This is a genomic window from Micromonospora sp. NBC_00821, assembly GCF_036347035.1.
In the GTDB taxonomy this organism is placed as follows: domain Bacteria; phylum Actinomycetota; class Actinomycetes; order Mycobacteriales; family Micromonosporaceae; genus Micromonospora; species Micromonospora hortensis.
In genome coordinates, this window is sequence record NZ_CP108880.1 from 6,693,381 (window position 1) to 6,717,283 (window position 23,903).

General features: G+C 70.6%; 23 protein-coding genes and 4 tRNA genes. 2 read left to right on the top strand and 25 right to left on the bottom strand.

Features of this window, described 5'->3' with window-relative positions; genetic code table 11:
* Nucleotides 1–78: 78 nt before the first annotated feature.
* The 14 genes from OHB44_RS30715 to OHB44_RS30780 all read right to left on the bottom strand — a co-directional run bounded on the left by OHB44_RS30715 (nt 79) and on the right by OHB44_RS30780 (nt 9,795).
* Nucleotides 79–768, bottom strand: coding sequence for a hypothetical protein (locus OHB44_RS30715; protein WP_328652104.1), 690 nt, complete (start codon nt 766–768; stop codon nt 79–81).
* Complete coding sequence (locus tag OHB44_RS30720) at nt 765–1,655, bottom strand: ATP-binding cassette domain-containing protein (RefSeq protein ID WP_330438984.1); 891 nt, start codon at nt 1,653–1,655, stop codon at nt 765–767. Before OHB44_RS30720 ends, OHB44_RS30715 begins: the two co-directional genes overlap by 4 nt.
* A gap of 80 nt (nt 1,656–1,735) precedes the next feature.
* Entirely contained in the window at nt 1,736–2,452 is a 717-nt protein-coding gene (rplA, locus tag OHB44_RS30725) for a 50S ribosomal protein L1 (RefSeq protein ID WP_238667528.1), read from the bottom strand.
* Nucleotides 2,453–2,531: 79 nt separating this feature from the next.
* A complete protein-coding gene (gene rplK, locus OHB44_RS30730) occupies nt 2,532–2,963 on the bottom strand; it encodes a 50S ribosomal protein L11 (protein ID WP_091402426.1) in 432 nt (143 codons plus the stop codon).
* A gap of 186 nt (nt 2,964–3,149) precedes the next feature.
* The gene (gene nusG, locus OHB44_RS30735; RefSeq protein ID WP_238667527.1) at nt 3,150–3,872 is read right to left on the bottom strand and encodes a transcription termination/antitermination protein NusG; all 723 of its coding nucleotides are present in this window, start codon (nt 3,870–3,872) and stop codon (nt 3,150–3,152) included.
* 38 nt (nt 3,873–3,910) lie between these two features.
* Complete coding sequence (gene secE / locus OHB44_RS30740; RefSeq protein WP_091403530.1) at nt 3,911–4,300, bottom strand: preprotein translocase subunit SecE; 390 nt, start codon at nt 4,298–4,300, stop codon at nt 3,911–3,913.
* A gap of 213 nt (nt 4,301–4,513) precedes the next feature.
* A tRNA-Trp gene (locus OHB44_RS30745) sits at nt 4,514–4,586 on the bottom strand.
* 129 nt (nt 4,587–4,715) lie between these two features.
* Nucleotides 4,716–5,108: a MaoC family dehydratase gene (locus OHB44_RS30750; RefSeq protein WP_091402431.1), complete on the bottom strand. Its 393-nt coding sequence runs from the start codon at nt 5,106–5,108 to the stop codon at nt 4,716–4,718.
* A 1-nt stretch (nt 5,109) separates the two neighbouring features.
* Nucleotides 5,110–5,556, bottom strand: coding sequence for a MaoC family dehydratase N-terminal domain-containing protein (locus OHB44_RS30755; RefSeq protein ID WP_091402433.1), 447 nt, complete (start codon nt 5,554–5,556; stop codon nt 5,110–5,112).
* A 126-nt stretch (nt 5,557–5,682) separates the two neighbouring features.
* Nucleotides 5,683–5,850, bottom strand: a complete 168-nt coding sequence (gene rpmG, locus OHB44_RS30760) for a 50S ribosomal protein L33 (protein ID WP_007073056.1) — start codon at nt 5,848–5,850, stop codon at nt 5,683–5,685.
* Nucleotides 5,851–5,982: 132 nt separating this feature from the next.
* Nucleotides 5,983–6,055: transfer RNA gene (locus OHB44_RS30765), tRNA-Met, on the bottom strand.
* Nucleotides 6,056–6,079: 24 nt separating this feature from the next.
* A tRNA-Thr gene (locus tag OHB44_RS30770) sits at nt 6,080–6,152 on the bottom strand.
* 94 nt (nt 6,153–6,246) lie between these two features.
* Nucleotides 6,247–8,778, bottom strand: coding sequence for a putative bifunctional diguanylate cyclase/phosphodiesterase (locus OHB44_RS30775; protein ID WP_238687841.1), 2,532 nt, complete (start codon nt 8,776–8,778; stop codon nt 6,247–6,249).
* A gap of 933 nt (nt 8,779–9,711) precedes the next feature.
* Nucleotides 9,712–9,795, bottom strand: a tRNA-Tyr gene (locus tag OHB44_RS30780).
* A gap of 147 nt (nt 9,796–9,942) precedes the next feature.
* On the opposite strand from OHB44_RS30780, the gene OHB44_RS30785 reads away from it, so the two are divergent.
* Nucleotides 9,943–10,437 (top strand): YajQ family cyclic di-GMP-binding protein, encoded by a 495-nt coding sequence (locus tag OHB44_RS30785; protein ID WP_328420594.1) that lies wholly within the window; start codon nt 9,943–9,945, stop codon nt 10,435–10,437.
* Nucleotides 10,438–11,108: 671 nt separating this feature from the next.
* Here the strand turns inward: OHB44_RS30785 and OHB44_RS30790 are convergent.
* From OHB44_RS30790 to OHB44_RS30835, 10 genes are all read right to left on the bottom strand, one after another.
* A complete protein-coding gene (locus OHB44_RS30790; protein WP_266304400.1) occupies nt 11,109–11,636 on the bottom strand; it encodes a dihydrofolate reductase family protein in 528 nt (175 codons plus the stop codon).
* Nucleotides 11,637–11,811: 175 nt separating this feature from the next.
* A complete protein-coding gene (locus OHB44_RS30795) occupies nt 11,812–13,071 on the bottom strand; it encodes an MFS transporter (RefSeq protein WP_238687849.1) in 1,260 nt (419 codons plus the stop codon).
* Nucleotides 13,072–13,217: 146 nt separating this feature from the next.
* Entirely contained in the window at nt 13,218–14,093 is an 876-nt protein-coding gene (gene htpX / locus OHB44_RS30800; protein ID WP_238687850.1) for a zinc metalloprotease HtpX, read from the bottom strand.
* Between the two features lie 115 nt (nt 14,094–14,208).
* A complete protein-coding gene (locus OHB44_RS30805; protein WP_330438985.1) occupies nt 14,209–15,708 on the bottom strand; it encodes an NADH-quinone oxidoreductase subunit N in 1,500 nt (499 codons plus the stop codon).
* A gap of 114 nt (nt 15,709–15,822) precedes the next feature.
* Nucleotides 15,823–17,331: a complex I subunit 4 family protein gene (locus OHB44_RS30810; RefSeq protein ID WP_330438986.1), complete on the bottom strand. Its 1,509-nt coding sequence runs from the start codon at nt 17,329–17,331 to the stop codon at nt 15,823–15,825.
* A 173-nt stretch (nt 17,332–17,504) separates the two neighbouring features.
* A complete protein-coding gene (locus OHB44_RS30815) occupies nt 17,505–19,412 on the bottom strand; it encodes an NADH-quinone oxidoreductase subunit 5 family protein (RefSeq protein ID WP_330441301.1) in 1,908 nt (635 codons plus the stop codon).
* 20 nt (nt 19,413–19,432) lie between these two features.
* Nucleotides 19,433–19,795, bottom strand: a complete 363-nt coding sequence (nuoK, locus tag OHB44_RS30820; protein ID WP_238687853.1) for an NADH-quinone oxidoreductase subunit NuoK — start codon at nt 19,793–19,795, stop codon at nt 19,433–19,435.
* Nucleotides 19,792–20,352 carry an NADH-quinone oxidoreductase subunit J family protein gene (locus tag OHB44_RS30825; RefSeq protein WP_238687854.1) on the bottom strand — a complete coding sequence of 187 codons (561 nt, stop codon included), beginning with the start codon at nt 20,350–20,352 and terminating at the stop codon, nt 19,792–19,794. The genes nuoK and OHB44_RS30825 overlap by 4 nt, the downstream gene beginning before the upstream one ends.
* A gap of 25 nt (nt 20,353–20,377) precedes the next feature.
* Nucleotides 20,378–20,983, bottom strand: a complete 606-nt coding sequence (locus OHB44_RS30830) for a NuoI/complex I 23 kDa subunit family protein (protein ID WP_238687855.1) — start codon at nt 20,981–20,983, stop codon at nt 20,378–20,380.
* A gap of 95 nt (nt 20,984–21,078) precedes the next feature.
* Nucleotides 21,079–21,507 (bottom strand): ester cyclase, encoded by a 429-nt coding sequence (locus OHB44_RS30835; RefSeq protein ID WP_238687856.1) that lies wholly within the window; start codon nt 21,505–21,507, stop codon nt 21,079–21,081.
* Nucleotides 21,508–21,588: 81 nt separating this feature from the next.
* Between OHB44_RS30835 and OHB44_RS30840 the strand changes: the two genes are divergently transcribed.
* Nucleotides 21,589–22,608: a glutathione S-transferase family protein gene (locus tag OHB44_RS30840; RefSeq protein ID WP_330438987.1), complete on the top strand. Its 1,020-nt coding sequence runs from the start codon at nt 21,589–21,591 to the stop codon at nt 22,606–22,608.
* Nucleotides 22,609–22,712: 104 nt separating this feature from the next.
* On the opposite strand, the gene OHB44_RS30845 is transcribed toward OHB44_RS30840, so the two are convergent.
* Nucleotides 22,713–23,675 (bottom strand): complex I subunit 1/NuoH family protein, encoded by a 963-nt coding sequence (locus OHB44_RS30845; RefSeq protein ID WP_091402514.1) that lies wholly within the window; start codon nt 23,673–23,675, stop codon nt 22,713–22,715.
* Between the last annotated feature and the right edge of the window lie 228 nt (nt 23,676–23,903).

A 23,903-nucleotide genomic window follows, 5' to 3' on the forward strand; every position in this document is an offset into this window, starting at 1 on the left:
TGACGGTTGAAGAGTACGCGCCCCGACCAGCAGCGCCAAATCGCGCCCGGTGAGCCACGTCACCCGTGCCAGCGCCGGTCAGCCCTGCGCCCGCCGACGCCACAGGTAGCCCCCGACGACAGCGGCGCTCCAGGCCAACGCCCACCCACTCAACCCCAGCAGTGTCAGCGCGGCGGCGTCGCCGGCGGTGGTCCGAGCGGCCGCCATGATCGGCGGTGCCAGCCAGGGGGCCACCGAGCCGGTCAGGCCGAACACCACAGCGCCGACCCCGCCCAGGGCCAACACCGCTACGCCGTACCCGGCGCCGCCCACCGACGCCCGGCTGGCCAGCGCCCCAAGGGCAACCGCAGCGGGTACGACCAGCACGTGCGCCCACAATCCCAGCGCGAGCCCGACCGGAATCGACCGATCCCCCGGGTCGACCGGGCCGGACACCCCGCCGACCAGCCACGGAAAGAGCAGCGCGACGGCCACCGTCACCAGCGCCGCCACCGCGGCGGCGAGCAGCCCGGCCAACCGCTCCCGGGCCACCCCGACCGTCACCTGCGCCAGCCGACGCTGCACGTCCGGCTCGACGTCCAACAGGATCTTGGTTTGCCAGGCGAGCACCGGAAAGAGCACCACCGCGGAGACCCCGTACGCCTCCGCCGGCTGGGCCCGGCCACCGCCGTAGAGGGTGCCGAGCGTGATCAGGCCGGCGAGCAACGGCGCCAAGGCCCGGCCGGTGCGCAGGAAACCGGCCAACCGCATGCGGACCAGGGCGCTCACCGGGTCTCCCCCGCTGCCGATTCGACAGTGACGTCAGCGGCCTCCGGCTGCTCCGCTGTCAGCTCCCCGGCCATCGCGAGCGGCGGCTCGGCGGGTCGGGCGGCACCGGCCGACCGGAGCGGCTCGACGGGCAGGGCCTGGGGTGCGGCGGTGGAGGCGTCGGAGCGTACCCGCAGCACCTGATGGCCCTCGGCGCGCAACCGGGCGACGGTGCCGGCGACCCGCGCGGCCGGCACCGCCACCTCGACCACAGCGATCGTCTCGTCCGTCGACGACGTCTCCTCGGTGAGAGACCCGTCGGCCACCATCCAGCGGCGCGCGGCCGGGAGCCGGACCGTCTCGCCGCGATGGTCACTGACCAGGACTGACCCGTCGGCGGCGAGCACCTCGGCGATCAGCTCGGGCACCAACTCACGGGTGGTGGCGTCCAGCCCCTCCCAGGGCTCGTCGAGCACCAGCAGGCCCGGTGGGCGCAGCAGCGCCTGGGCGAGGCCGACCTTCTGCGCGGTGCCCTTGGACAGCTCCGGCAACCGGACCGAGCGGAAGGCGGACAGCCCGAGCCGGTCCGTCCAGGAGGTCACGGCCTCGTCGGCCGCGGCGCTGCCCAGCCCTGCCACCCGGGCCATCCCGGTCAGATAGCGGGTCACAGTGAACGGTTGGTCTGCGGGAAAACGCTCCGGCACCCAGCCCACCCGTGCCGGCCGGTCGGTGACCCGGCCCCGGCTCGGGTGGAGGACCCCTGCGGCCACCTGGAGCAGTGTCGACTTGCCCACCCCGTTAGGGCCTAGCACGATCGCCACCTCGCCGGGACCGATCCGCACGTCGATGCCGTGCAGCACCCACGGCCCCCGCCGGTGGTACCGCAACCAGACGTTCTCCAGTCGCATGGCGTCGAGCCTGCCACACCGGGAACGCGCCGGGGCGCCGCCACTGTCGTGGCGGCGCCCCGGCGGAGCGATCTGTCGACTCAGGCGTCGGCCTGGTCCTCCCGAAGGTTCTTCACCAGGTTCGGGTCGACCGGGACGCCCGGGCCCATCGTGGTGGTCAGGATGACCTTGCGAAGGTACTTGCCCTTGGCCGCGGACGGCTTGGCACGCAGCACCTCGTCGAGCACCGCAGCGTAGTTGTCCACCAGCTGGGTCTCCGTGAAGGAGGCCTTGCCGATGATCAGGTGCAGGTTGGAGTGCTTGTCCACCCGGAAGGTGATCTTGCCGCCCTTGATGTCCGACACCGCCTTGGTGACGTCCATGGTCACCGTGCCGGTCTTCGGGTTCGGCATGAGACCGCGCGGGCCCAGGATCCGCGCGATCCGGCCGATCTTGGCCATCTGGTCCGGCGTGGCGATCGCCGCGTCGAAGTCCAGCCAACCACCCTGGATGCGGGCGACCAGCTCATCGGTGCCCACCTCGTCCGCACCGGCGGCGGCGGCCTCTTCGGCCTTCGCGCCGCTGGCGAACACGATCACACGGGCGGTCTTACCGGTGCCGTGCGGCAGGTTGACCACGCCGCGGACCATCTGGTCCGCCTTGCGGGGGTCGACGCCGAGGCGCATGGCGACCTCGACCGTGGCGTCGAACTTGACGTTGGTGGTCTCCTTGGCCAGCTTCACGGCCTCGGTGGGGGTGTAGAGCTTCGACCGGTCGATGACATCGGCGGCCTTGCGGTAGCTCTTGCTGCGCTGCATTGCTGATTACTCCTGTGGTCTCTGGCGGGCCGCTCGGCGCGAGCCCTCCCACGGTTCGGGTCGAAGGCCGGGGCCGACGTCAGTCGTTGACGGTGATGCCCATCGACCGGGCGGTGCCGGCGATGATCTTCTCGGCCTGGGCGATGTCGTTGGCGTTGAGGTCGGCCATCTTCTTCTCGGCGATCTCACGCAGCTGGGCGCGGCTGACCGAGCCGACCTTCTCGGACTGCGGAACACCCGAACCCTTCTGCACACCGGCGGCCTTGATCAGCAGCCGGGCAGCGGGCGGGGTCTTCAGCACGAACGTGAAGGACCGGTCCTCGAACACGCTGATCTCGGCGGGGACGATGTCGCCCCGCTGAGACTCGGTCTGCGCGTTGTAGGACTTGCAGAACTCCATGATGTTCACGCCGTGCTGGCCGAGCGCGGGGCCGACCGGCGGCGCCGGCGTGGCCTGGCCCGCCGGCAGCTGAAGCGTGAACGTCTTGACGAGCTTCTTCTTCGGAGGCATGTCACTTCCTGGGGCTTGGAGCTGGGAAAATGCGGCTGTCGCCGCCCTCGGGCGCGCACGGTCAGCGCGGTGCGACAGCGGCGACATTCAAGAGTAGCGCAGGCCGCAGCCCACTCGTCCGCCGAGGTCGAGCGAGAGCGCGTACGCCGACGTCGGCGGCGGGCCGGGCCCGCCGCCGACGACCAATCAGATCTTGGCGACCTGGTTGAAGTTGAGCTCCACCGGAGTCTCACGACCGAAGATCGACACCAGCACCTTGAGCTTCTGCTGGTCGGCGTTGATCTCGCTGATCGTGGCCGGCAGCGACGCGAACGCGCCGTCGGTGACGGTGACGGAGTCGCCCACCTCGAAGTCGAGGACCTTGATCTCCGGCTTCGACTTCTTCTGCTCGGTCTCGACAGCCGGCGCCAGCCACTTCAGCACCTCGTCGAGCGAGAGCGGAGCAGGCCGGTCGGCCCGGTCGGTCGCACCGACGAAGCCGGTCACACCCGGGGTGTTCCGGACACAGGAGTACGACTCGGCGGTCAGCTCCATCCGAACCAGGATGTAACCCGGGAAGACCTTGGCCTGGATCTGCGAACGCTTACCGTTCTTGACCTCGACCTCTTCCCGGGTCGGCACCTCGACCTGGTAGATGAAGTCCTCCATGTCGAGGCTCGTGATCCGGGTCTCGAGGTTGGTCTTGACCTTGTTCTCGTAGCCGGCGTACGAGTGCACCACGTACCAGTCACCCGGCGCGTAGCGCAGCTTCTGCCTCAGCTCCGCGACGGGGTCGTAGTCCTCGTCCGGTGCGGGCTCGGTCGTAGGGAACTCCGGCTCGCTGGCGGCCTCAACCGACTCGTCACCAGCCGCCGTCGCGACCGTGGACTGCTCGTCCACCGGTCCGGCGGTCTCGTCGTACTCAGGCACGCTCGCTCACTTCCGTCACTATGGCTGGAGGCAGCCGGTCAGTCCGAGTTGCCAAAGACAAACAACACGACCTTGGCGAAGCCGAAGTCCAGCACACCCACGATCGTCAGCATCACCGCGACGAACGCCACCACCACGGCGGTGTAGGTCAGCAACTCCTTGCGGGTCGGCCAGATGACCTTACGCAGTTCAGCTACGACCTCGCGGAAGAACCGGGCGATGCGGCCGAAGACGCCCACCCGACCCGTTTCCGACCGCGTGGTCGGCCGGCTGTCTGCCGACTCCGCCCGGGCACGGGACCGCGTGGCGGTGCCCCCCCGGGAAACCGGCTCGTCCGCGCCGGAGGCGTCGTCGTCGGCCACGTCGTCGACGACCTCGTCGTCCAGACGATCGTCGCCGTCGTCGTCGCGCCGCTTGTTGTCGGCCACTTCGCCCTCCGTCGCGGAATCTGGGGTCGCACGCCGAGTGGCGTACGCGGCGCTGGTCACGCCGGCCGGACCCAACCGTCCCGCGACGGGCCGCGGCCGGTGGATCACCCGGAGGGCCCCGATTGCCTCGGAGCCACCCCGCCGATGCCACCACCACGGGCCGGACGCCGCCAAGTGGCGGCGCGACCCACGGGAACGGTCAGGCCTGAGGCGCAGGGGTGACAGGACTTGAACCTGCAGCCTGCGGTTTTGGAGACCGCTGCTCTGCCAATTGAGCTACACCCCTATGTGGCAACACTCGCCCCACGCGGCCACAGACGACCGTGCAGGGGTCACTTGCCCCACGGCGGACCAGTGTACGGGTAGCCGCCCGACTTTCCCAACCGGTCTCTCCGCCACGCGTGGCGGGCACCGTTCAGCGCGCCGTCCGGATGGTTGCCCGCGCCTGCGACAGCACCTTCTCACCCAGGCAGGTGGCGGTCACCTCGAGTCGGGTCAGGCCGTCCTCGGTCACCTCGCGGACCCGCGCGGTCACCTCGATCTCAGTCCCCTGGTCATCGTCGGGAACCACCACCGGCCGGGTGAAACGCACGCCGTACTCGACCACCGCGTCCGGCGACCCGGCCCACTCCGTGACCGCACGCCCGACCAGCGCCATCGTGAACATGCCGTGGGCGATCACCCCCGGCAGACCCACTTTGGTGGCGACCCGGTCGCTCCAGTGGATCGGGTTGAAGTCGCCCGAGGCACCGGCGTAGCGGACCAGGTCCGCCCGGGTCACCTGAAACGTCTGTGCTGGCAACTCCATCTCAGGCCTCCCCGCGAATGACATACCTGGCCCAGACCGCGACGACGGGTTCCCCGCCGACGGTGCTCACGTCGGTGCGCGTGGTCAGGAAGCCGTGCCCACCCCTGGTGCTGACGTCCTCGATGGTGTTGGTGCAGACCAGCTCGTCGCCGGCGACCACCGGCCGGGTGTACGCGAACCGCTGGTCGCCGTGCACCAGGCGGCTGTAGTCGACGCCCAGGGCCGGGTCCTCGATGATCTGGCTGCTCGCGGCCATCGTCACGATCACCGGAAAGGTCGGCGGGGCGACCACGTCCGGGTGGCCCAGCGCCCGCGCGGCCTCCGGGTCGTGGTGCGCCGGGTCGGTGGCGCCGATGGCGCTGGCGAACTCGCGGATCTTTTCTCGGCCCACCTGGTAGGGGGCGGTCGGCGGATACGTCCGGCCGACGAAGGAAGGGTCCAGAGGCATGCCGCGAACCTACACGGAAAGCCCAATCGCCGACCTGATCGGTAGGCAGCGGCGGAGCCGCACCAAACCGGTCAGATCGGCGATCGGAAAGCTTCGACAACGGCCGGCCCTGAGGCCGGCCAGCAGTCAGCGGGTCTCGCGGTGGACCGTGTGCCGACCGTCACGCGGGCAGAACTTCTTCAGCTCGATGCGGTCGGGGTCGTTGCGCCGGTTCTTGCGCGTGATGTAGTTGCGCTCCTTGCACTCCACACACGCCAAAGTGATCTTCGGCCGGACATCGGTAGCCTTCGCCACGGCGGAGTGCCTTCCTCGCTAACGGAAACAACTACGACGCGCCAGCCTAGACGCTGACAGCGCGGACATGCAAAGTGGGCGCCAGAAGCGCCCATTCTTACGACCACCGGCAACGAGCCCGGAAGACGAGAGTAGCGGTGGCCGGACTTGAACCGGCGACACAGCGATTATGAGCCGCTTGCTCTACCATCTGAGCTACACCGCTGCGATGGGTCCAGCTGAACCCTCGAGCCCCCTTACGGAATCGAACCGTAGACCTTCTCCTTACCATGGAGACGCTCTGCCGACTGAGCTAAGGGGGCCTGCGCGATCTTCCCCGTGGGGCGCGCAGGAGTAAGAGTACACGGCCCGGCTCGACAGGTGAAATCGGATCCCCGGTGATCGTCCGCGCCCTGTTCAGGGCACGACACGCAGGCGCGGCAGCTCTCCGTTCGAGGCTGTCTCCGGCTCGACCTGGGCGCCGAACCAGGCGGCCAATCGCTCGTACGGCAGCGGCCGGCTGAACAGGAAGCCCTGCCCGATCTCGCAGCCGATGTCCTGGAGAAGCTCCAGGGTCAGCTCGCTCTCCACCCCCTCGGCCACCACCGCCAGGCCGAACTGCTGGGAGAGGGTGACCACCGCGTTGACGATCGCCAGGTCCCCCGGGTCGGTCGCCATACCCTGCACGAAGGAGCGGTCCACCTTCACCTCGTGCACCGGCAGCCGGCGCAGGTGCGCCAGGGACGAGTCACCGGTGCCGAAGTCGTCCACCGACAGCCGTACGCCGAGATCCCGCAGCCGTTGCAGGGTGGGGATCGGCCGGTCCGTGCCGTCCAGCACCCCCGACTCGGTGATCTCCAGGGTGAGGCGCTGCGCCGGCACCTTGTACTCGGTCAACAGCTCCTGGACCCGGTCCGGGAAGTGCTGGTCGATGAGCGTACGAGCCGAGAGGTTGACCGCGATGGGCAGCGGCTGGTCGGCCAGCGCCCAGTCCCGGCTGCGTCGAAGGCCCTCCCGGAGCACCACCTCGGTGAGCCGGCTCAACTGGCCGGTGTGCTCGGCCACCGCCACGAAGTCCTCGGGCGCGACAGTGCCGTGCGCCGGGTGTTCCCAGCGGGCCAGACACTCCACACCCACCAGGCGCCGGTCCCGCAGGGTCACCTTGGGCTGGAAGTAGACCTCCAGCTCGTCCTTGTCCAGTGCCTGACGCAGGTCGCCGGCCAGACCCAACCGGCGCAGCGAACGGGACTCCAGCGCGGGATTGAACAGCTGCACGCTGCCCGGCACCGACTTGGCCGCGGTCGCGGCGAGGTCGACCCGGAGCAGCAGGGTCGCCGCGTCGCTGCCGTGATCCGGGTGTACGGCCACCCCGACGGCAGTGTCCACGTCGAGGGTGAGCGCGTCGAAGACCATCTCGTCGCGGATCTGGTCGCGCAGTTGGGCGGCCAACTCGAGCGCGGCCTCAGCGCTCTCCAACCGCAGCGTCACCAGGAACTCGTCCCCGCCGGCACGGCCGACCAGAGCCGACGACGGCGCGCTGGCCCGCAACCGCGTGGCGACCTCGATGAGGACCTTGTCCCCGGCCGCGTGCCCCAGGGACTCGTTCACCTGGCGCAGCCCGTCGACGTCGAAGAGCAGCAGCGCCACCACCTCGCCCGGCGCGCGGATCTTGACCGACTCGTCCAGCGCTCCGGTGATCCGGCGCCGGTTGGGCAGCCCGGTCAACGTGTCGTGGTGCGCATCGTGCCGAAGTCGGTCGACCAGTCGCGAATTCTCGAGCGCCACAGCGGCGTGGGCGGCCACGGTCTGGAAGACCGGGATGTCAGCGGCCGTGAAGTGGCCGACGTCGCTGAGTCGGTTGACCACCTCGAGCGTGCCGATGACCGCTTGGCCCGACCGCAGTGGCACCGCGATGACGTCCTTGACCTTATGACTGTCGAGCGCCAGCCGGACATCCTCGTCATCGTCGAAGGCCCGGCCGGCGGCCACCGTACGACCGGACTCCCGGGCACGCTCGCGCACGATCGGAGGCGTGACCGCGACGTCGAGGAGGCCGCGGTCATCAAGCCTGGCACTCAGCAGCACCTCGAGGTGGCGTCCCTGAGCCGGCAGCCAGAGCGTGGCGTACTCGGCTTGCATGAGGGCCCGGACCCGCTCCAACAACGCGTCTACCAGACCGCCGTCCTGACCGCTCTCGCTGATCGCCCGGGTCAGTTCGTACATGTTGCCGAGGGTGCGGTGCTGCCGAAGGAACTGGGCATACGAGCGATAGACCAGCACGACCGCGACAGCCAACACCGCGATCAGCAACACGGACCACAGGTTGGACTCGATCGCCATCAGGATCACCAGCCCGACGACGCTGTTTATCGCACAGATCAGCTGCGGGGCCGTACCGTTGCGAATCAGCTCCCACCCTGCCTGCCAGCCGTGCAGCAACGAGACGACAGCACTGATGGCCGCCAACGACGTGAGGCTGTTGACGCTCACCACCGCGAAGAGGACGGCCCATGTCTTCGGGCCCACCTCGTCGCCGACGGGAGGCAGTGCCAGCAGGACGACTCCCGCCAGTGAGGCAGCCACCGCGGCACGGGCGAGGTTGAACCAGACCTTCGGAGCGCTGAGGCGTCGGCGAAGCTGGCCGATCAGAGCGGCCAGGACAGCGATCAGTACGACCGTCAGGGGCGGCAGGTAGAAGAAGGCCAGTAGCAGCGGAATCTCGATGACGATGACTTCGAGCGCCTGCCGACGCACCACAATCTGGAGCACCTGGGTGCTGGCTGCCACCATGACGGCGAAAAGGACCACCGCCCCGAGGAGATTACCCGGGGGTGGTGGCCCGGCCAGCGCGAGGACGAGCGAGCAGATGATGGCCAAGACGGCCAATGGTCCCGTGATCAGCCAGGCCTGCTCGTTGGATCTACGGGCTGGGGGCGAGCCAGGCTTCATTCCGCTCCCTCGCTGGGTGGTGCGGAGCGGCCCCTATCGGGCTACGGCAACGCCCTTGTCAACGGCCGGAGCACCCCACGAGAAGTCAAACTGCTGAAAAGTGGTAGTCGCGCCGAGGAAGGAACCCGCGAACGCGACCACGGCCGCGAACGCGAGGGCGGCGCGAAGGCGGCGAGGCGTCCGACCATACATCAGCGTGCTCCTGTCGGGGGGTCAGAACAAGAATCGGTGCCCCTGATCGTGCCACAGTCGAAACCACCCGCAAAGCCCACGTACGGCGGATCGGCATGGCCGACTGGGCAAAGCCAGGCCGCCATGTAACCACCGCGTAATAAGGGGCAGACAGAGCGTCTACAGAACGCGATGGGCGACTCCCCGTTGGCACATGGTGCGGCTTCCAGCTAAGGCGGCGATTCGGAACTTTGCCCTTGGTGGCCCAGAGGCGACAAATCCCTTGATGCCTGGCCCTTCGGACCTAGGGCCTGGGTCCGTTGGGAGTTGCGAGGTCGAGGCTGGGGCTGTGGCGTCCACCGCGTGTGTGCGGCCGTTCACCCTCCACGTGCCACCGAGGGGTCAGAGTAGCTGGACTCTCCCGCCGAGGGGAGTGACACGCAGAGGATTTGCTCGATGCGGTGATCCGGGAACTGGCGGCCGCAGGTCGTGGCGACCGGCGTCGGCGGCGGAGAAGACCGGCCACAATGAGATGGTCGAACGTCTGCTGGGCGGACTCACGGTTCTCCCCGCCGCTCTGGTCGCTCGCCGACCAGGCGGATCACGCTCGACCCGACCAGGCCCTCGGTCGAAAGCACGTTCACCTCGCCTGCGCACTCAGGTCAACGCGCGGCTGGATAGTGGACTCAGCCGGACTAGGCCGGACAGACGACAACGGCCCCCGATCAGCATCTCTGCTGGTCAGGGGCCGTTGTCTGCACCTGGTGGCGGGTAGAGGATTCGAACCTCTGAAGCTTTCGCGACGGATTTACAGTCCGCTCCCATTGGCCGCTCGGGCAACCCGCCAGGGCACCCCACCGCGTCGTAACGCGGCGGCGGAAGCAAGGATAGCGGCTCCCCCCGGCACCTACGCAACCGGGTACGGTCAGGGGGTCGTGCCGCTGGTCGGCGGCCGACGGCAGGCCCAGACCGCCGGACAGCAGGAGCAGAAACATGGCAGCGAACCCGTCGTTCGACATCGTGAGCAAGGTTGACCGTCAGGAGGTCGACAACGCCCTTCGGCAGGCGGAGAAGGAGCTTGCGACGCGGTTCGACTTCCGCGGCACCGGCGCTGAGATCTCCTGGTCTGGCGAGGAGGCGATCGGCCTTCAGGCGGAGACCGAGGAGCGCGTCCGCGCCGCACTGGACGTGTTCAAGGAGAAGCTCGTCAAGCGGAACATCTCGCTGAAGTCGCTGGATGCTGGGGATCCGCGCCCGTCGGGCAAGATCTTCAAGATCGACTGCAAGGTGATCCAGGGCATCGAGACGGACAAGGCCAAGGCGATCAGCAAGAAGATCCGCGACGAGGGCCCGAAGGGCGTGCAGGCGCAGATCCAGGGCGACCAGCTGCGGGTCACCGGCAAGAAGAGGGACGATCTCCAGGCGGTCATCTCGCTGCTCAAGGGCGAGGACTTCGGCGTCGCCCTCCAGTTCAACAACTACAGGTAGGGCAGAGCCGACCGGCTGGGCGATCGGGCCGACGACCTTCGGCCAGCTGAGCAGCCGTCGTTCGTCACTCTCGGCGGACTTCGGCAGCCCTCTCCGACCCACCCGAGCCGGCCTCGATCCACCCAACCGGGGACGCCACCCGCCGAGCCGGCGTCAAGCCCACGCGAACCGGGGACGCCACCCGCCGAGCCGGCGTCAGGCCCACTGAAGCTGAGGAAGTCACCCGCCCGAGTCGGCGTCGACCCACCCAGGTCGGCGTCGACTCACCGCGCCGGTCGGGCTGATTCCGCACGGAGTCCCTCGACCACGAGTGCGTGGACAGAGCGCAGCACGGCCGCCTCCTGTTCGTGGCCCACGCCGCTGGCGACAGCGGCCCAGTGCGCGGCGCACTGGGCAGCCAACCCCCATTGTCTGTGCCTCGTCGTCGGTCGGCCAGTTACCGGAGCCGGCGACGCCGGGGGTCCAGTGCGCGATCTGGTCCCATCCTGCTTCGCGGATGCCTGACCCTGTCTGCACGACCTGGTGAGGATCGTCGCTCTCTGCCGCAATGCTGACCGCGCTGTCGAGCGCGCCATCCAGGTGGCGCCACTGCCAGGTGGTCATGCGCAGGCTGAAGGCTCGCTCCGGGTCGTCGACGTGTTCCATGTGGCTCACCCCATCGGTACGCGGGCTCAGTAGACGACGCGGTACCAGTGCTCGGTCTCGCCGGGCAGCGACTCCAACCGCACTTTGGTGCCGCCGGGGTGGTCGAACATCCGCACCCCGTCGCCGAGCAGTACCGGGGCGAAGAACATGAGGACCTCGTCGAGCAGCCCGGCCTCGACGCACTGCTTGGCGACGTTGGCACCGAGGATGTTGACGTACCTGTCCCCGGCGGCGTCCTTGGCCTGGGCGACGGCGGTGTGCAGGTCACCGACGAACGTGACGTCCGCGGGTGGCTCGGCCGGTGGCCGGTGGGTGAGGACGAACACCGGCCCGTGGTACTGGCCGCCGAACGCGCCTTCGCTGTCGGTGCCACGGTTGGGGTCGTCGCCGCCGAATGTGCCGTTGCCGGCCAGGATCGCGCCGACGCTGTTGAGTAGGCGCTCCGCCGTCGGGTTTTCGCCGCCCAGGTGATCGGTCAGCCACGACATGTCGCCGCCGGGGCCGGCGATGTAGCCGTCGAGTGACGCCGTCGCCGAATATAGAACCTTAGCCATGAACCCAGGGTAGGCGGACGGAACCTGGGTTCCTGGAAGTCGCGGTGTCCGGCGCGCAGGGAAACCCCGACTTCCAGGAACCCGAGCGGACCAAGCCGACGCGACGCCGCGCGGACCAAGCCGACACCACGCCGCGCGGACCAAGCCCGCAGCGAAACAGCCAGAAGACAGCAGGTCAGACGGAGACGGGCTGTTCGGCGCGTACCGCAGTGGTTTCCGCGCGGGCGATGGGCCCGGCGGGTAGCGCGGCGACAGCGGCCCCGACGGCGACCGCCGCCCCGGCGAACAGGAACGCCCAGCGGACGCCGCCGGCGTGGTCCACGATCACGCCGGCAACCGAGCCGCCGGCGGCGCTCGCCGCCACCGCGACGGTGACCACCCAGGTGTACGCCTCGTTCAACATGCCGGTGGGGGCGATCCGGCCGACCAGTGTGTTCTCCAGGGTCAGCGCGGGCGCGATGGTGGCCCCGCCGGCGACCAGCGCGACACCCAGCGCGAGCGGGGTGGGCATCACCGCGAATACGGCGAAGGTGGCGGCCAGCGCGGCGAGCAGCAGGGCGAACTGCCTGGTCATGTTCGGTGCTGGCTTGCGGACGCCGAACCAGAGCCCACCGATGGCACTGCCGACGCCCCAGACCGCGAGCAGGACGCCGGCGAGGCTCTCCGGGTCGCCGGTGGAGTGGTCGCTCGCGAAGGCCGGCACGGTCACACCGGCGGCCCCGAATGCGATGCCCAGGCCGGCGACGCAGATCAGCAGGGCCGGGAAGCCGGGGACCCGTAGCGGGCCGAGCCCGCGGGCGTGGTGTTCCCGCGGGTGCGGACGCCAGCCGCGCATGACCCGGCCGAGGGCCACGGCGGTGGTGCCGACCAGGGTGACCACTGCCGCGCCGATCAGCGCGGCTGCCGCGTCGGCGACGAGGACGAAGCCGGCGACGAGCAGCGGGCCGAGGACGAAGACGATTTCGAACAGCGTGGTCTCGGCGGCCAGCGCGGTGTTGCGGAGGTGGTATCGGCCGGAGTTGGGGCCGGTCAGGTCGTTCCAGGCGCCTCGGATGGCGGCGGTGAGCGGCGGGTAGGTGGCGCCGGCCACGCCTGCGGCGAGGTAGATGACGGGGAGCGCGTCGTCGCCGGAGCGGCTGGCCAGCAGCAGCCCGATGAGCGCCAGCGGGTGGGCCACGGCGGTGAGTAGCAGGACGGGGCTGGGGCCGACCCGGTCGGCGATCCGTCCGGCCACCGGGCTGAGCGCGGCACCGGCGAGGGCGTAGATGCCGCCGGCGATGGCGGCCAGCGAGTAGCGCCCGGTCACCTGTTCGACGACCAGGAGCAGCGCCAGCGGGGTCATGCCGATTCCGAGCCGCCCGATGATGCCGGTGATCAGCAGCATGGGCGCGCCGGGGATCCGCCAGACACCCAGGTACTGACGCAGCGCGGTCACCGTGAACCTCCCGAGGATGTAATGAGCGTGAGCCGTTACGACCCTAACGCCGCTGCCTGACCGGGGGACAGCGGAATTGTCTCCGACACAGCGATCCGCCCGTACCCGGCGTGGCCGGGTACGGGCGGAGGCGGTGGATCAGCGGGTCAGCGCTGGAACTGCACCGGCCCCGAGTTGCGGGCCATCTGCTCCAGCCGGGCGACGCGGTCCTCCATCTTCGGGTGGGTGGAGAAGAGCGCCGCCATGCCGCCGCCCCGGAACGGGTTGGCGATCATGAGGTGGGCGGTGCTGGTGAGCTGGCCCTGGGCCGGCAACGGCCGGCGTCGGGCCACCGCGTCGATCTTGCGTAGCGCGCTGGCCAGGGCCAGCGGGTCGCGGCTCAGCTCGGCGCCGGAGGCGTCCGCCTGGAACTCGCGGCTCCGGCTGATCGCCAACTGGATCACCGTGGCCGCGATCGGGCCCAGGATCAGGGTGAGCAGCAGCACAGCCGGGTTGGGTCGGTCCTCGTCGTCCCCGCCGCCCAGCGGGATGAAGAAGGCGAGGTTCGCCAGCAGGGTGATGATGCTGGCCAGGCCGGCCGCCACGCTGGAGATCAGGATGTCCCGGTTGTAGACGTGGGACAGCTCGTGCCCGATCACGCCGCGCAGCTCACGGTAGTCGAGGATCTCGGTGATGCCCTGGGTCACGCAGACGGCCGCGTGCTGCGGGTTGCGACCGGTGGCGAAAGCGTTGGGCTGCGCGGTGGGGCTGACGTAGAGCCGCGGCATCGGCTGCCGGGCGTCGGTGGCCAACTCCCGGACCATCCGGTACAGCTCGGGGAACTGCGCCTCGGTGACCGGTTGCGCCCCCATCGAGCGCAGTGCGAGCTTGTCGGAGTAGAAGTAGGTGACGCCGTTCATGACCAGAGACACGAGGACGGCGATGACCAGGCCGCCGCTGCCGCCGAACCAGTAGCCCACCGCCAGGATCAGGGCACTGAGCAGGCCGAGCAGCGCTGCGGTCTTCAGACGGTTGTGGTGCACGATGTCTCCTTCGGTGCACGGATCGCCGGGATCCGCTGACCGGTGTAACAACCCGGTACCCGCCAACCATCCGTCTCAACGCTGAGAGTTGACTGAGACCGGGGCCTCGGGTGGGTCAGCGGCCGGCCAGGTCGAGCACCAGCTGCGGGGCGACGCCGAGCACCACGGCGGCCACCGTCGCCACCGCCAGCACCACAGCCACCACACCCACCATGGGTACGCCCGACGCTCCGCCACCGGCGAGCGCCGCTGCCGGGCCGGGCGTCGTGGTCGGCGCCCAGAGCGCGGCGGTAACCCGCAGGTAGTAGGCGAGCCCGATCACGGCGTTCAGCGCCACCACCAGCGCCAGCCAGGCCGCGCCGCCGTCCAGCAGTGCCCGGACCACAGTCACCTTCGCGAACAGGCCGGCCAGCCCCGGCGGCAGGCCAGCCAGACCCACCAGCGCGAGACCGAACGCCCCAGCTCGCCACGGGTGCCGCCGGGCTGCGCCGCGCAGGTCGTCCAGCGTGCCGCCGTCCGCACCCGCCGGCCGCAGCGCTGTCACTCCGGCGAACGCGGCCAGCTCCAACACCACGAAGAAGACGGCGTACGCCACGGCGGCCGCGTACGCGGCGGACCGTGCCTCGTCAGTGCGCCCGGCGGCCAGCGCCAACGCTCCCAACGGGGCGAGGATGTACCCGGCCTGCGCGACTGACGACCAGGCGAGCAGTCGGACGGTCCGCCGCTGACGCAGGGCGACCAGATTGCCGACGGTCATGGTGAGCACGGCGAGCAGGGCGAGCACCGGACCGGTCTGGTCCGCCGGCAGCGCCCGTTGCACCACGGCCAGCAGGGCGACCAGGCCGCCCAGCTTCGACGCTGTGGACAGGTACGCGGCCACCGGCAGCGGCGCGCCGTCGTAGGTGGCCGGCGCCCAGGCGTGGAACGGCACCGCCGCCACCTTGAAGGCCAGGCCGACCAGCAGCACCGCAACGGCGGCGGTGGTCAACGGCAGGTCCCGCAACTCTGGCTGCTCGGCGAGCAACGCGCCGAGCCGGTCCAGGTGCAGCCCACCGGTCACCGCGTACAGCAGCGCCGCGCCGAGCAGGGTCAACGTGGTCGCCACCACGCTGACCACGAAGAAGGTCACCGCCGCCTCGGCGCTCGCGAGGCTCCCCCGGCGCAGGCCGACCAGCACGTACAGCGGCAGGGTCAGCGTCTCCAGGGCGACGATCAGCGTGATCAGGTCGCCGGCCGCGCCAAGCACCACGCCACCGGTCATCGAGCAGGCCAACAGGAACGCGTACTCCCCGACCGGTGACCGCCCGGCCCGCAGGGCGGGCACCGACAGCCCGAGCACGCCGAGGGTAAGCAGCGCGACCACCACGGCGACCAGTGCCGCCCGACCACCGAAGATCCAGGAGCAGTCGGCGCCCACGCAGAACGTCCGCCGCTCGGCACCCGCCCCGACCAGCGCGGAGCCGACGGCGGTCCCGAGCGCGCCGAGCGCGGCCACCGCGATGGTGGCCCGTGGCCGGGCCACGAGCAGATCGGTGATGAGCACGAGCACGGCCGTGCCGGCGGCCAGGTAGGCCGGCAGCAGCGCGACGCTGTCCACGCTCTGCACGACGTTCATCTGGACCTGCCTTCGTTCGCGACTGCGGGGCTCCGCTTCGCTGCACTCCTCGCGCTCACCAGAACCCGCCTTCGTTCGCGACTGCGGGGCTCCGCTTCGCTGCACTCCTCGCGCTCACCGGGAAACCACACCGATCAGGGCGTCGACGGGGGCCTCGGCGACGCCGAGGACCAGCGTCGGCGCCAGCCCGATGGCCAACGCGAGCAGCACCAGCGGCACCCAGGCGATCAATTCCGCACCGGCCAGGCCGGGACCGACCTGACCGACGGCGGGGCTCGGCCGGTTGTGGGTGACCTGGCGCAGCAACCGCAGGAAGTACGCGGCGGTGAGCGCCCCACCGATCGCCGCCAGCACCCCGAGGGTGGTCCAGAGCGGGCCGCCCACCTGCACGGCGGCGATCACCGCGAACGCCTCGCCCCAGAAACCGGCCAGCCCGGGCAGGCCCAGTGACGCGATCGCCGCGAACGCGAGCAGACCCGCCAACCGGGGCGAGGTCTCCCGCAGCCCGGACAGCTCGGCGAGGGTGCCCGTGCCGGTACGGTCTTTCACCGCCCCGGCCAGGAAGAACAGCAGGCCGGTGATCACCCCGTGCGCGACGTTGCCGATCAACGCCGCCTGGATGCCGGTGGCGGTCAGCGTGGCGACGCCCAGCAGCACGAAGCCCATGTGCCCCACGCTGGAGTACGCGATGAGCCGCTTCACGTCCGACTGGGCCAGGCAGACCAGCGAACCGATCAGGATCGCGGCGACGGCGAGCACGCCGAGCACCGGCGCCGCCCAACGGGCACCCTCCGGCGCCACCCCCACCGCCACCCTGATCAGGCCGTAGGTGCCCATCTTGAGCAGCACACCGGCCAACACGACACTGCCCACTGTGGGTGCCTGGGTGTGCGCGTCGGGCAGCCAGGAGTGCAACGGCCACAGCGGGCTCTTCACCGCGAACGCCAACGCGAGCAGTGTGAACGCGGCCAACTGGGTGCCCCGGGACATCCCCGCGCCACCGGTCAGCGTCACCAGGTCGGCGGTGCCGGCGGCGGCGACCACGACGTATACGCCGACCAGCAGCAACACCGAGCCGAACAGCGTGTAGAGCGCGAACTTCCGGGCCGCCCGACGCCGGTCCGTGCCGCCCCAGCCGGCGATGATCGCGTACATCGGCAGCAGGACGACCTCGAAGAAGAGGAAGAACAACACCAGGTCCAGGGCGAGGAAGGTGCCCAGGATGCCCACCTCGACCACCAACAGCAGCGCGACGAGCGCCCGGCCGCTGCCGCCGTCCGGCACCCGCCACATCGTGTACGCGCAGCAGAGCAACGTGAGCAGCGCGGTCAACACCACAAGCGGCCAGGAGATGCCGTCGACGCCGAGGTGGAAGCGCAACTCCAGACCGGGCACCCAGGGCAGGTCCAGTTGGTGCCACGGGCGCACCGCCGGCGCGTCCGCCGACCAGGCGACCCAACCTCGACCGCCGAACACCAGCGGCACCGCTGCCAACAGGGTCAACGCCGCCGCGACAGTGCCGACCACCCGGGCCGCCCGGTCCCGGGGCGTCGCCGCCACCGCTACCGCACCCAGCGCCGGCACCGCCAGCACGGCGACCAGCAACCCCTGCCCAAGCGTCACTGGACCGCCTCTGTTCGCGACTGCGGGGCTCGCAAACCCAGCTCACTCCTCGCGCTCACTGGACCGCCTCTGTTCGCGACTGCGGGGCTCGCAAACCCAGCTCACTCCTCGCGCTCACTGGACCGCCTCTGTTCGCGACTGCGGGGCTCGCAAACCCAGCTCACTCCTCGCGCTCACTGGACAACTCCCAACAGGGCGGCGGCCAGGCCGATCAGCAACGCGCCGGCCAGTACGCCGGCGGCGGCCCGGGGCAGCGCCGCGCGGTGCAGCGCGGCCAGCCCCGCGCCCAGACCGGACGCGGCTCTCCCACTGCCCTCGACAGCGCCGTCCACCACCACCTCGTCACTCGTGCGCGCGGCGCGGGCCAGCGCGCGGACCGGGCGTACCACGAGGGTGCGCTGGACGTCGTCGAGCCGGAACGCGCTGGCGAAGACCGGCCGCAACGGACCCAGCGCGGCGGCCGGGTCGTCGGCTGGGTCGCGCCGCCAGCCCCACGTCACCAGCGCGGCGCCGACCAGCAGGAAGGCGAGCGGTAGCAGCACCCCCGGCCCCAGGTGGACCAGGCCGTCCTCGGAGCCCGCCACCGGGACGGTGGGGAACCGCAGGCGGTCGGCGAACGCCCCGACGAACCCGGTCAGACCGAGCAGCGCGGCCGGCACGGCCAGCAGCAGCACCGGCCAGCGCAGCACGGCCGGCGGATCGTGCGGCTGGACCAGGGGCAGCCGCGGGGTGCCGAAGAAGGCGCGCAGCAGCAGCCGACCCGCGTACCAGGCGGTGACAGCCACGCCGACCAGCCCGGCGATCCAGACGATCCAGCCCACCCAGGACGGCGCGGGGCCGGTGCCCTCAAGCGCTGCCGACTCGGCGACCGTAAGGACGCCGTCCTTGCTCCAGAAACCGGCCAACGGCGGCACCCCGGCCAGCGCGCCCAGGCCCACCACAGTGCACCAGAACGTCACAGGCATGCTGCGCCGCAGCCCGCCCATCTCCGACATCAGGGTGGTGCCGACGGCGTGGATCACCGCACCGGCGGCGAGGAACAGCAGCGCCTTGAAGGCGGCGTGGGTGAGCAGGTGGAACAGTGCGGCCGACGGTGAACCGACAGCCAGCGCGCCTGTCATGTAACCCAGCTGGGACACTGTCGACCAGGCCAGCACGCGTTTGATGTCGTCCTGGGCGGTGGCGGCGAGCGCGCCGAGCAGCAGCGTGATCGCGCCGAGCACCCCCAGCACCGTCAGCGTCACCGGCGCGGCAGTGAACAGCGGGTAGAGGCGGGCCACCGCGTACACCCCGGCGGCGACCATCGTCGCGGCGTGGATCAGCGCGGAGATCGGGGTCGGACCGGCCATCGCGTCCGGCAGCCAGGTGTGCAGAGGGAACTGCGCGCTCTTGCCGGCCACTCCGGCGAGCAGCAGCAGGCCCGCAGCGGTCAACGTGGCGCCGGAGTGGTCGTGGGCGAGCACGTCGGCGATCCGGAAGCTGCCCGTCGACACGCCCAGCAGCGCGATGCCGAGCAGGAACCCGACGTCACCGACCCGGGTCACCAGGAACGCCTTCATGGCGGCGGCGGGGGCGCCGGCCAGTCGGCGGTCGTGGGCGATCAGGAGGTACGAGCAGAGGCCCATCACCTCCCAGCCGACCAACAGCATGATCAGGTCACCGGCGACCACCACCAGCAGCATGGCACCGGTGAAGAGGCTGATCTGGGCGGCGTAGGGCGGGTAACGGTGGTCCACGTCGACGTCGTCGTGCGGACCGCGCCGCAGGTAGCCGATCGAGTAGACCTGCACGGCCAGGGCGACAGTGGTGACCGCCACCGCGACCAGTGCGGCGGCGCCGTCCAGGCGTACGCCGAGGGTCACCGCCAGCCCGCCGAAGTCCACCCAGGTGGCCGACGTCTCGGTCGGCCCGTCGACAGTGAGCAGCAGCGCGACGGCCAGCGCCAGCGCCCCGGCCGCACCGGTGACGCCGAGCGTCACGGCGACCGTCCGGGCCCGGTCGCCGCCGGTCGCGCTGTCGCGCCGAGGGGCCGGTGGCAGCAGCAGACCGAGCAACCCGGCGACCAGCGGTACGGCGGGCATCAGCGCCCCGAGCAGCCCGGTCACCGGCCCGCCTCCGAGTCTGCGATGGCCGGCTCGCGCCCACCGACGGGATCCGGCGACTCGGTCAGCGGAACGTCGTCCACCGCGACTGTCGCCCGCAGCCGGTAGAGCTGGAGGACGATCGCCAGCCCCACCCCGATCTCGGCGGCGGCGAGGACGATGACGAACAGCGCGAAGACCTGCCCCGAGTGCGGGAGCACGGCGCGGGCGGTCGTGTCGGCGGTGACGAGGATCAGGTTGACCGCGTTGAGCATCAACTCGACCGACATCAGCACCAGCACCGCGTTGCGGCGGCGCAGTACGCCGTACACGCCGAGGCCGAACAGCAGCGCGGCGGTGACGTACGGGATGACCGGCCTCACCGGCGCCCCCCGGGCTCGCTGCCGGCCAGGTCGTCTGCCGTGCCGTCGCGGTGCGGGGCGGCTCTGCCGATGTCCGGCCGGGACAGCACGATCGCGCCCACCAGCGCGGAGAGCAGCAGCACCGAGAGCACCTCGAACGGCAGCACCCAGGATTGGAAGATCTGCTCACCCAGCCGCTCGGCCGTGCCGGCGGCGGGCAGCCTGACGGTGCTCCAGCGGTACGCATCGACAAGCAGGGCGGCCAGCCCCAGCCCGGCGCCGCCACCGATCAGCGCGGCCGGCCACCCGGGCCGGTCCAGGTCGTCGGAGGCGCCGATCGGGGCCCGGGTCAGCATCACCGCGAACAGCAGCAGGACCACCACCGCGCCCACGTAGATCAGCACCTGCACCCAGGCCACCAGCTCGGCGCTGAGCACCAGGAAGTCACCGGCCAGCGCGCCCAGGCACACCACCAGGTAGAGCCCGGCCCGGACCAGGTGTTTGGTGGTCACCACCAGCACGCCGGCGCCGACCGCCACCGCGCCGAGGGCGAGCAGCAGCACATCCGCCCCGGTCACCGGTGCACCCTTCCGGCTCGGGCGCTCACGACGCCGGGTCCTGGTCGGCGTCGGGGCGTACCGCTGGCGGAGCCGGACGTGCGGCGGCCGCCTTGCGCGCGGCGGAAGTCTCCTCCTTGGCCGGCTCGCCGTTCGGGTCGTGCGCGGGCGGCGGCGGAACGGTGGCCATCCACTGACCGAGGTGGTCCTTGTCGTGCAGCAGGTCCTTGATGTCGTACTCGGCGTACTCGAACTCCGGCGACCAGTAGAGCGCGTCGAACGGGCAGACCTCGATGCAGATGCCGCAGTACATGCAGAGCGAGAAGTCGATGTCGAACTTGTCGAGCACGTTGCGCTGGCGGGGGCGGGCGGCGCCGGGCACCACCACCTCCTCCTTGTGCGAGTCGATGTAGATGCACCAGTCCGGACACTCCCGGGCGCAGAGCATGCAGACCGTGCAGTTCTCCTCGGACAGGGCGATCACGCCGCGCGAGCGCGGCGGCAGGTCAGGAGCCGTGTCCGGGTACTGCTGGGTGGTCGAACGGCTGGTCATCGTCTTGAGGGTGACCGCCAGCCCCTTCACCAGGCCCGCGCCGGGAAGGCCGCGTCCGCCGGTGTCATCGCGCTCGCTGGGGTCGCTCATGTCGACCATCCTGCCCTGTGGCCACGGCGCGCGCGACCACCACCCACAGGTCGACGACCCCAGGGGCTTACCCGAGAAGCACGGTCACCTGCCGATCAGCCGGATCACGCCCCGGGTCCGCTGACGACGGCCGGTGGGAGCATCTCGACGCCGAGTTGTTGCAGCAACTGGAACAGCTCGTTGCAGCTCCACACCTCGACGATTCGGCCCGCCGCGTCGAAACGCAGGAACGTCGCCCCCGAGTAGCTGACCACCTGCCCGGTCGGCGGCACCGGCCCGAACTGCCCGGCGTGGGTGCCGGCGGCCCGCCAGTGCACTGCCACCCGCTCGCCCGCCGCGACCACGTCGACGATCTTGTAGCGGAGGTCCGGAAAGGCCGCCCGGCGCTCGCGATGCCAGGCCAACGTCGCCTCCGGCCCGGTGCCGCCCAGCCCCGGGCACTCCTCGGCGACCAGCTCGTACGCCGACTCCTCCTGGCGGGCATTCCACACATCGGCGATGAAACGCCGGGCCGCCACCTCCACATCCGTCATGCCGGCAGGGTATCCGGGACCACTGTGCGCCGTAGATCCGCGAGGATTGGGTAGAGACACTGACCAGACCGGGAGGGCGACGTGGGCGAGGAAAAAGGCGGCAAGTACGTCGAGCCGGGCGGCGAGTTCACCCGCGACCAGCGGTACATCGCCACCCGGATCACCGAGGACGGGCGCGACGGCTATCCGGTGGAGCCGGGCCGGTACCGGCTGGCGGTCAGCCGGGCCTGCCCGTGGGCCAACCGGCTGATCATCGTGCGGCGGTTGCTCGGTCTGGAGGACGCCATCTCGATGGCGGTGGCCGGCCCGACCCACGACGCCCGGAGCTGGACCTTCGATCTCGACCCGGACGGCCGGGACCCGGTGCTCGGCATCGAGCGCATCCAGGAGGCGTACTTCAAGCGCTTCCCCGGCTACGAGCGCGGCATCACCGTTCCGGCGATCGTGGACGTGCCGACCGGGCAGGTGGTGACCAACGACTACGCGCAGATGAGCCTGGACCTGTCGACGCAGTGGAGGGCGTACCACCGCGAGGGCGCCCCGCAGCTCTACCCCGAGCACCTGCGGGAGCAGATCGACGAGGTGAACGCAGTGGTGTTCCGGGACGTGAACAACGGCGTCTACCGGTGCGGGTTCGCGGGCAACCAGGAGGCGTACGACAAGGCGTACCACCAGCTCTTCGACCGGCTGGACTGGCTCACCGAGCGGTTGACCGACCAGCGCTACCTGGTAGGCGACACCATCACCGAGGCCGACGTGCGGCTGTTCACCACGCTGGTCCGCTTCGATCCGGTCTACCACGGCCACTTCAAGTGCAACAGGCAGAAGCTGAGCGAGATGCCGGTGCTGTGGGCGTACGCCCGGGACCTGTTCCAGACTCCCGGCTTCGGCGACACCATCGACTTCGACCACATCAAGCGGCACTACTACGAGGTGCACCGCGACATCAACCCGACCGGGATCGTTCCACTCGGCCCCGACCTGTCCAACTGGCTCACCCCACACGGCAGGGAAGCGCTCGGCGGCCGCCCCTTCGGCGAAGGCACCCCGCCCCCACCCCCCGCCGAGCCCGTCGACCCCGCCCACACCCCACTGCGCTAAGCCCCCTCGCACGCGTCGATCTTGCACTTTCTGACGCCCAAATGCACCATTTGGTCACGTTTGCCGGGACGGGAAGTGCAAGATCGACGCGGACGGGTGGGGGTCTACAGGGCTATGCGGACTGCCGCGGTGAGGACCAGTTGGGCCAGGGACGCGGGCACGAGGACCAGCCAGCAGAGGCGTTGGAGTTGATCCTCGCGTAGCCGGGGGTAGGAAACCCGGAGCCAGATGATCACGAAGGACACCGCGAAGATCTTGAGCAGTGTCCAGAGCCAGCCCAGCTGGTCGTCGGCGAACGGGCCCTGCCAACCCCCCAGGAACAGCACAGTGGTCAGCGCGGCGATCACCACGATGCCGACGTACTCGGCGAGCAGGAAGAACGCGAACCGCAGACCGGTGTACTCGGTCATGTAGCCGAAGACCAGCTCCGAGTCGGCCACCGGCATGTCGAACGGTGGCCGACGGATCTCGGCCAACCCGGCGACGAAGAAGATGATCATCGCGGGTGCCTGCCAGAGCAGCCACCACGGCTGCCACGCCTCGACGATGCCCGACAGGCTGAGCGTGCCGGCCGCCATCGCCACCGACGCGGCGGCCAGCACCAGCGGCAGTTCGTAACCGAGCAACTGGGCCGCCCCGCGCAACCCGCCCAGCAGGCTGTACTTGTTGGCCGACGCCCACGCCGACATCAGCACCGCCACCACCCCGACGCCGACCACTGCCAGCACGAAGAAGAGGCCGATGTCCAACGGTTGCCCGACCAGGTCGTTCGGACCGAGCGGAATGACGAGCAACACCAGCAGGTAGGGCACCAGGGCCACCGCCGGCGCCAACCGGAACACCGCCCGGTCCGCCTCGCGCGGGGTGATGTCCTCCTTCTGCACGAACTTGACCCCGTCGGCCACGAGCTGCGCCCAGCCGTGGAAGCCGCCCGCGTACATCGGGCCGAGCCGGCCCTGCATGTGCGCCATCACCTTGTGCTCGGCCTGACCGACAAGCAACGGCAGGGTGAGGAATGCGACCACCACGCCGCCGATCCGGATCACCAACTCCACCCAGAGCGGCATCAGGCCGTACCCCCGTCGTGGTCGCTCCGGCCCTCGCGGCCCGGCGGGTCCGCGATCGGCTCGCCACCCGACGCGGCCGGGCCGGCGTCGGGCTGGTCAGGTGCGGCCGCGCCGGGCGCGGCCCGGTCGGCCCCGTCAACGCCGGGCACGGTTTCGGCAGCCGGGCCGGCGTCGGGCGCGGGCTTGGCAGCCGGGCCGGCGTCGGGCGCCGGCTGGTCGGCCGGGCCT

What these genes read in the sequence shown, in the direction of transcription:
- OHB44_RS30775 (WP_238687841.1), bottom strand. Translation starts at nt 8,778, where the DNA reads ATGAAGCCTGGCTCGCCCCCAGCCCGTAGATCCAACGAGCAGGCCTGG.
- rplA (WP_238667528.1), bottom strand. Translation starts at nt 2,452, where the DNA reads ATGCAGCGCAGCAAGAGCTACCGCAAGGCCGCCGATGTCATCGACCGG.
- OHB44_RS30815 (WP_330441301.1), bottom strand. Translation starts at nt 19,412, where the DNA reads ATGCCCGCCGTACCGCTGGTCGCCGGGTTGCTCGGTCTGCTGCTGCCA.
- OHB44_RS30805 (WP_330438985.1), bottom strand. Translation starts at nt 15,708, where the DNA reads ATGAACGTCGTGCAGAGCGTGGACAGCGTCGCGCTGCTGCCGGCCTAC.
- OHB44_RS30785 (WP_328420594.1), top strand. Translation starts at nt 9,943, where the DNA reads ATGGCAGCGAACCCGTCGTTCGACATCGTGAGCAAGGTTGACCGTCAG.
- OHB44_RS30790 (WP_266304400.1), bottom strand. Translation starts at nt 11,636, where the DNA reads ATGGCTAAGGTTCTATATTCGGCGACGGCGTCACTCGACGGCTACATC.
- OHB44_RS30845 (WP_091402514.1), bottom strand. Translation starts at nt 23,675, where the DNA reads ATGCCGCTCTGGGTGGAGTTGGTGATCCGGATCGGCGGCGTGGTGGTC.
- OHB44_RS30720 (WP_330438984.1), bottom strand. Translation starts at nt 1,655, where the DNA reads ATGCGACTGGAGAACGTCTGGTTGCGGTACCACCGGCGGGGGCCGTGG.
- OHB44_RS30830 (WP_238687855.1), bottom strand. Translation starts at nt 20,983, where the DNA reads ATGGTCGACATGAGCGACCCCAGCGAGCGCGATGACACCGGCGGACGC.
- rplK (WP_091402426.1), bottom strand. Translation starts at nt 2,963, where the DNA reads ATGCCTCCGAAGAAGAAGCTCGTCAAGACGTTCACGCTTCAGCTGCCG.
- OHB44_RS30755 (WP_091402433.1), bottom strand. Translation starts at nt 5,556, where the DNA reads ATGCCTCTGGACCCTTCCTTCGTCGGCCGGACGTATCCGCCGACCGCC.
- OHB44_RS30750 (WP_091402431.1), bottom strand. Translation starts at nt 5,108, where the DNA reads ATGGAGTTGCCAGCACAGACGTTTCAGGTGACCCGGGCGGACCTGGTC.
- OHB44_RS30835 (WP_238687856.1), bottom strand. Translation starts at nt 21,507, where the DNA reads ATGACGGATGTGGAGGTGGCGGCCCGGCGTTTCATCGCCGATGTGTGG.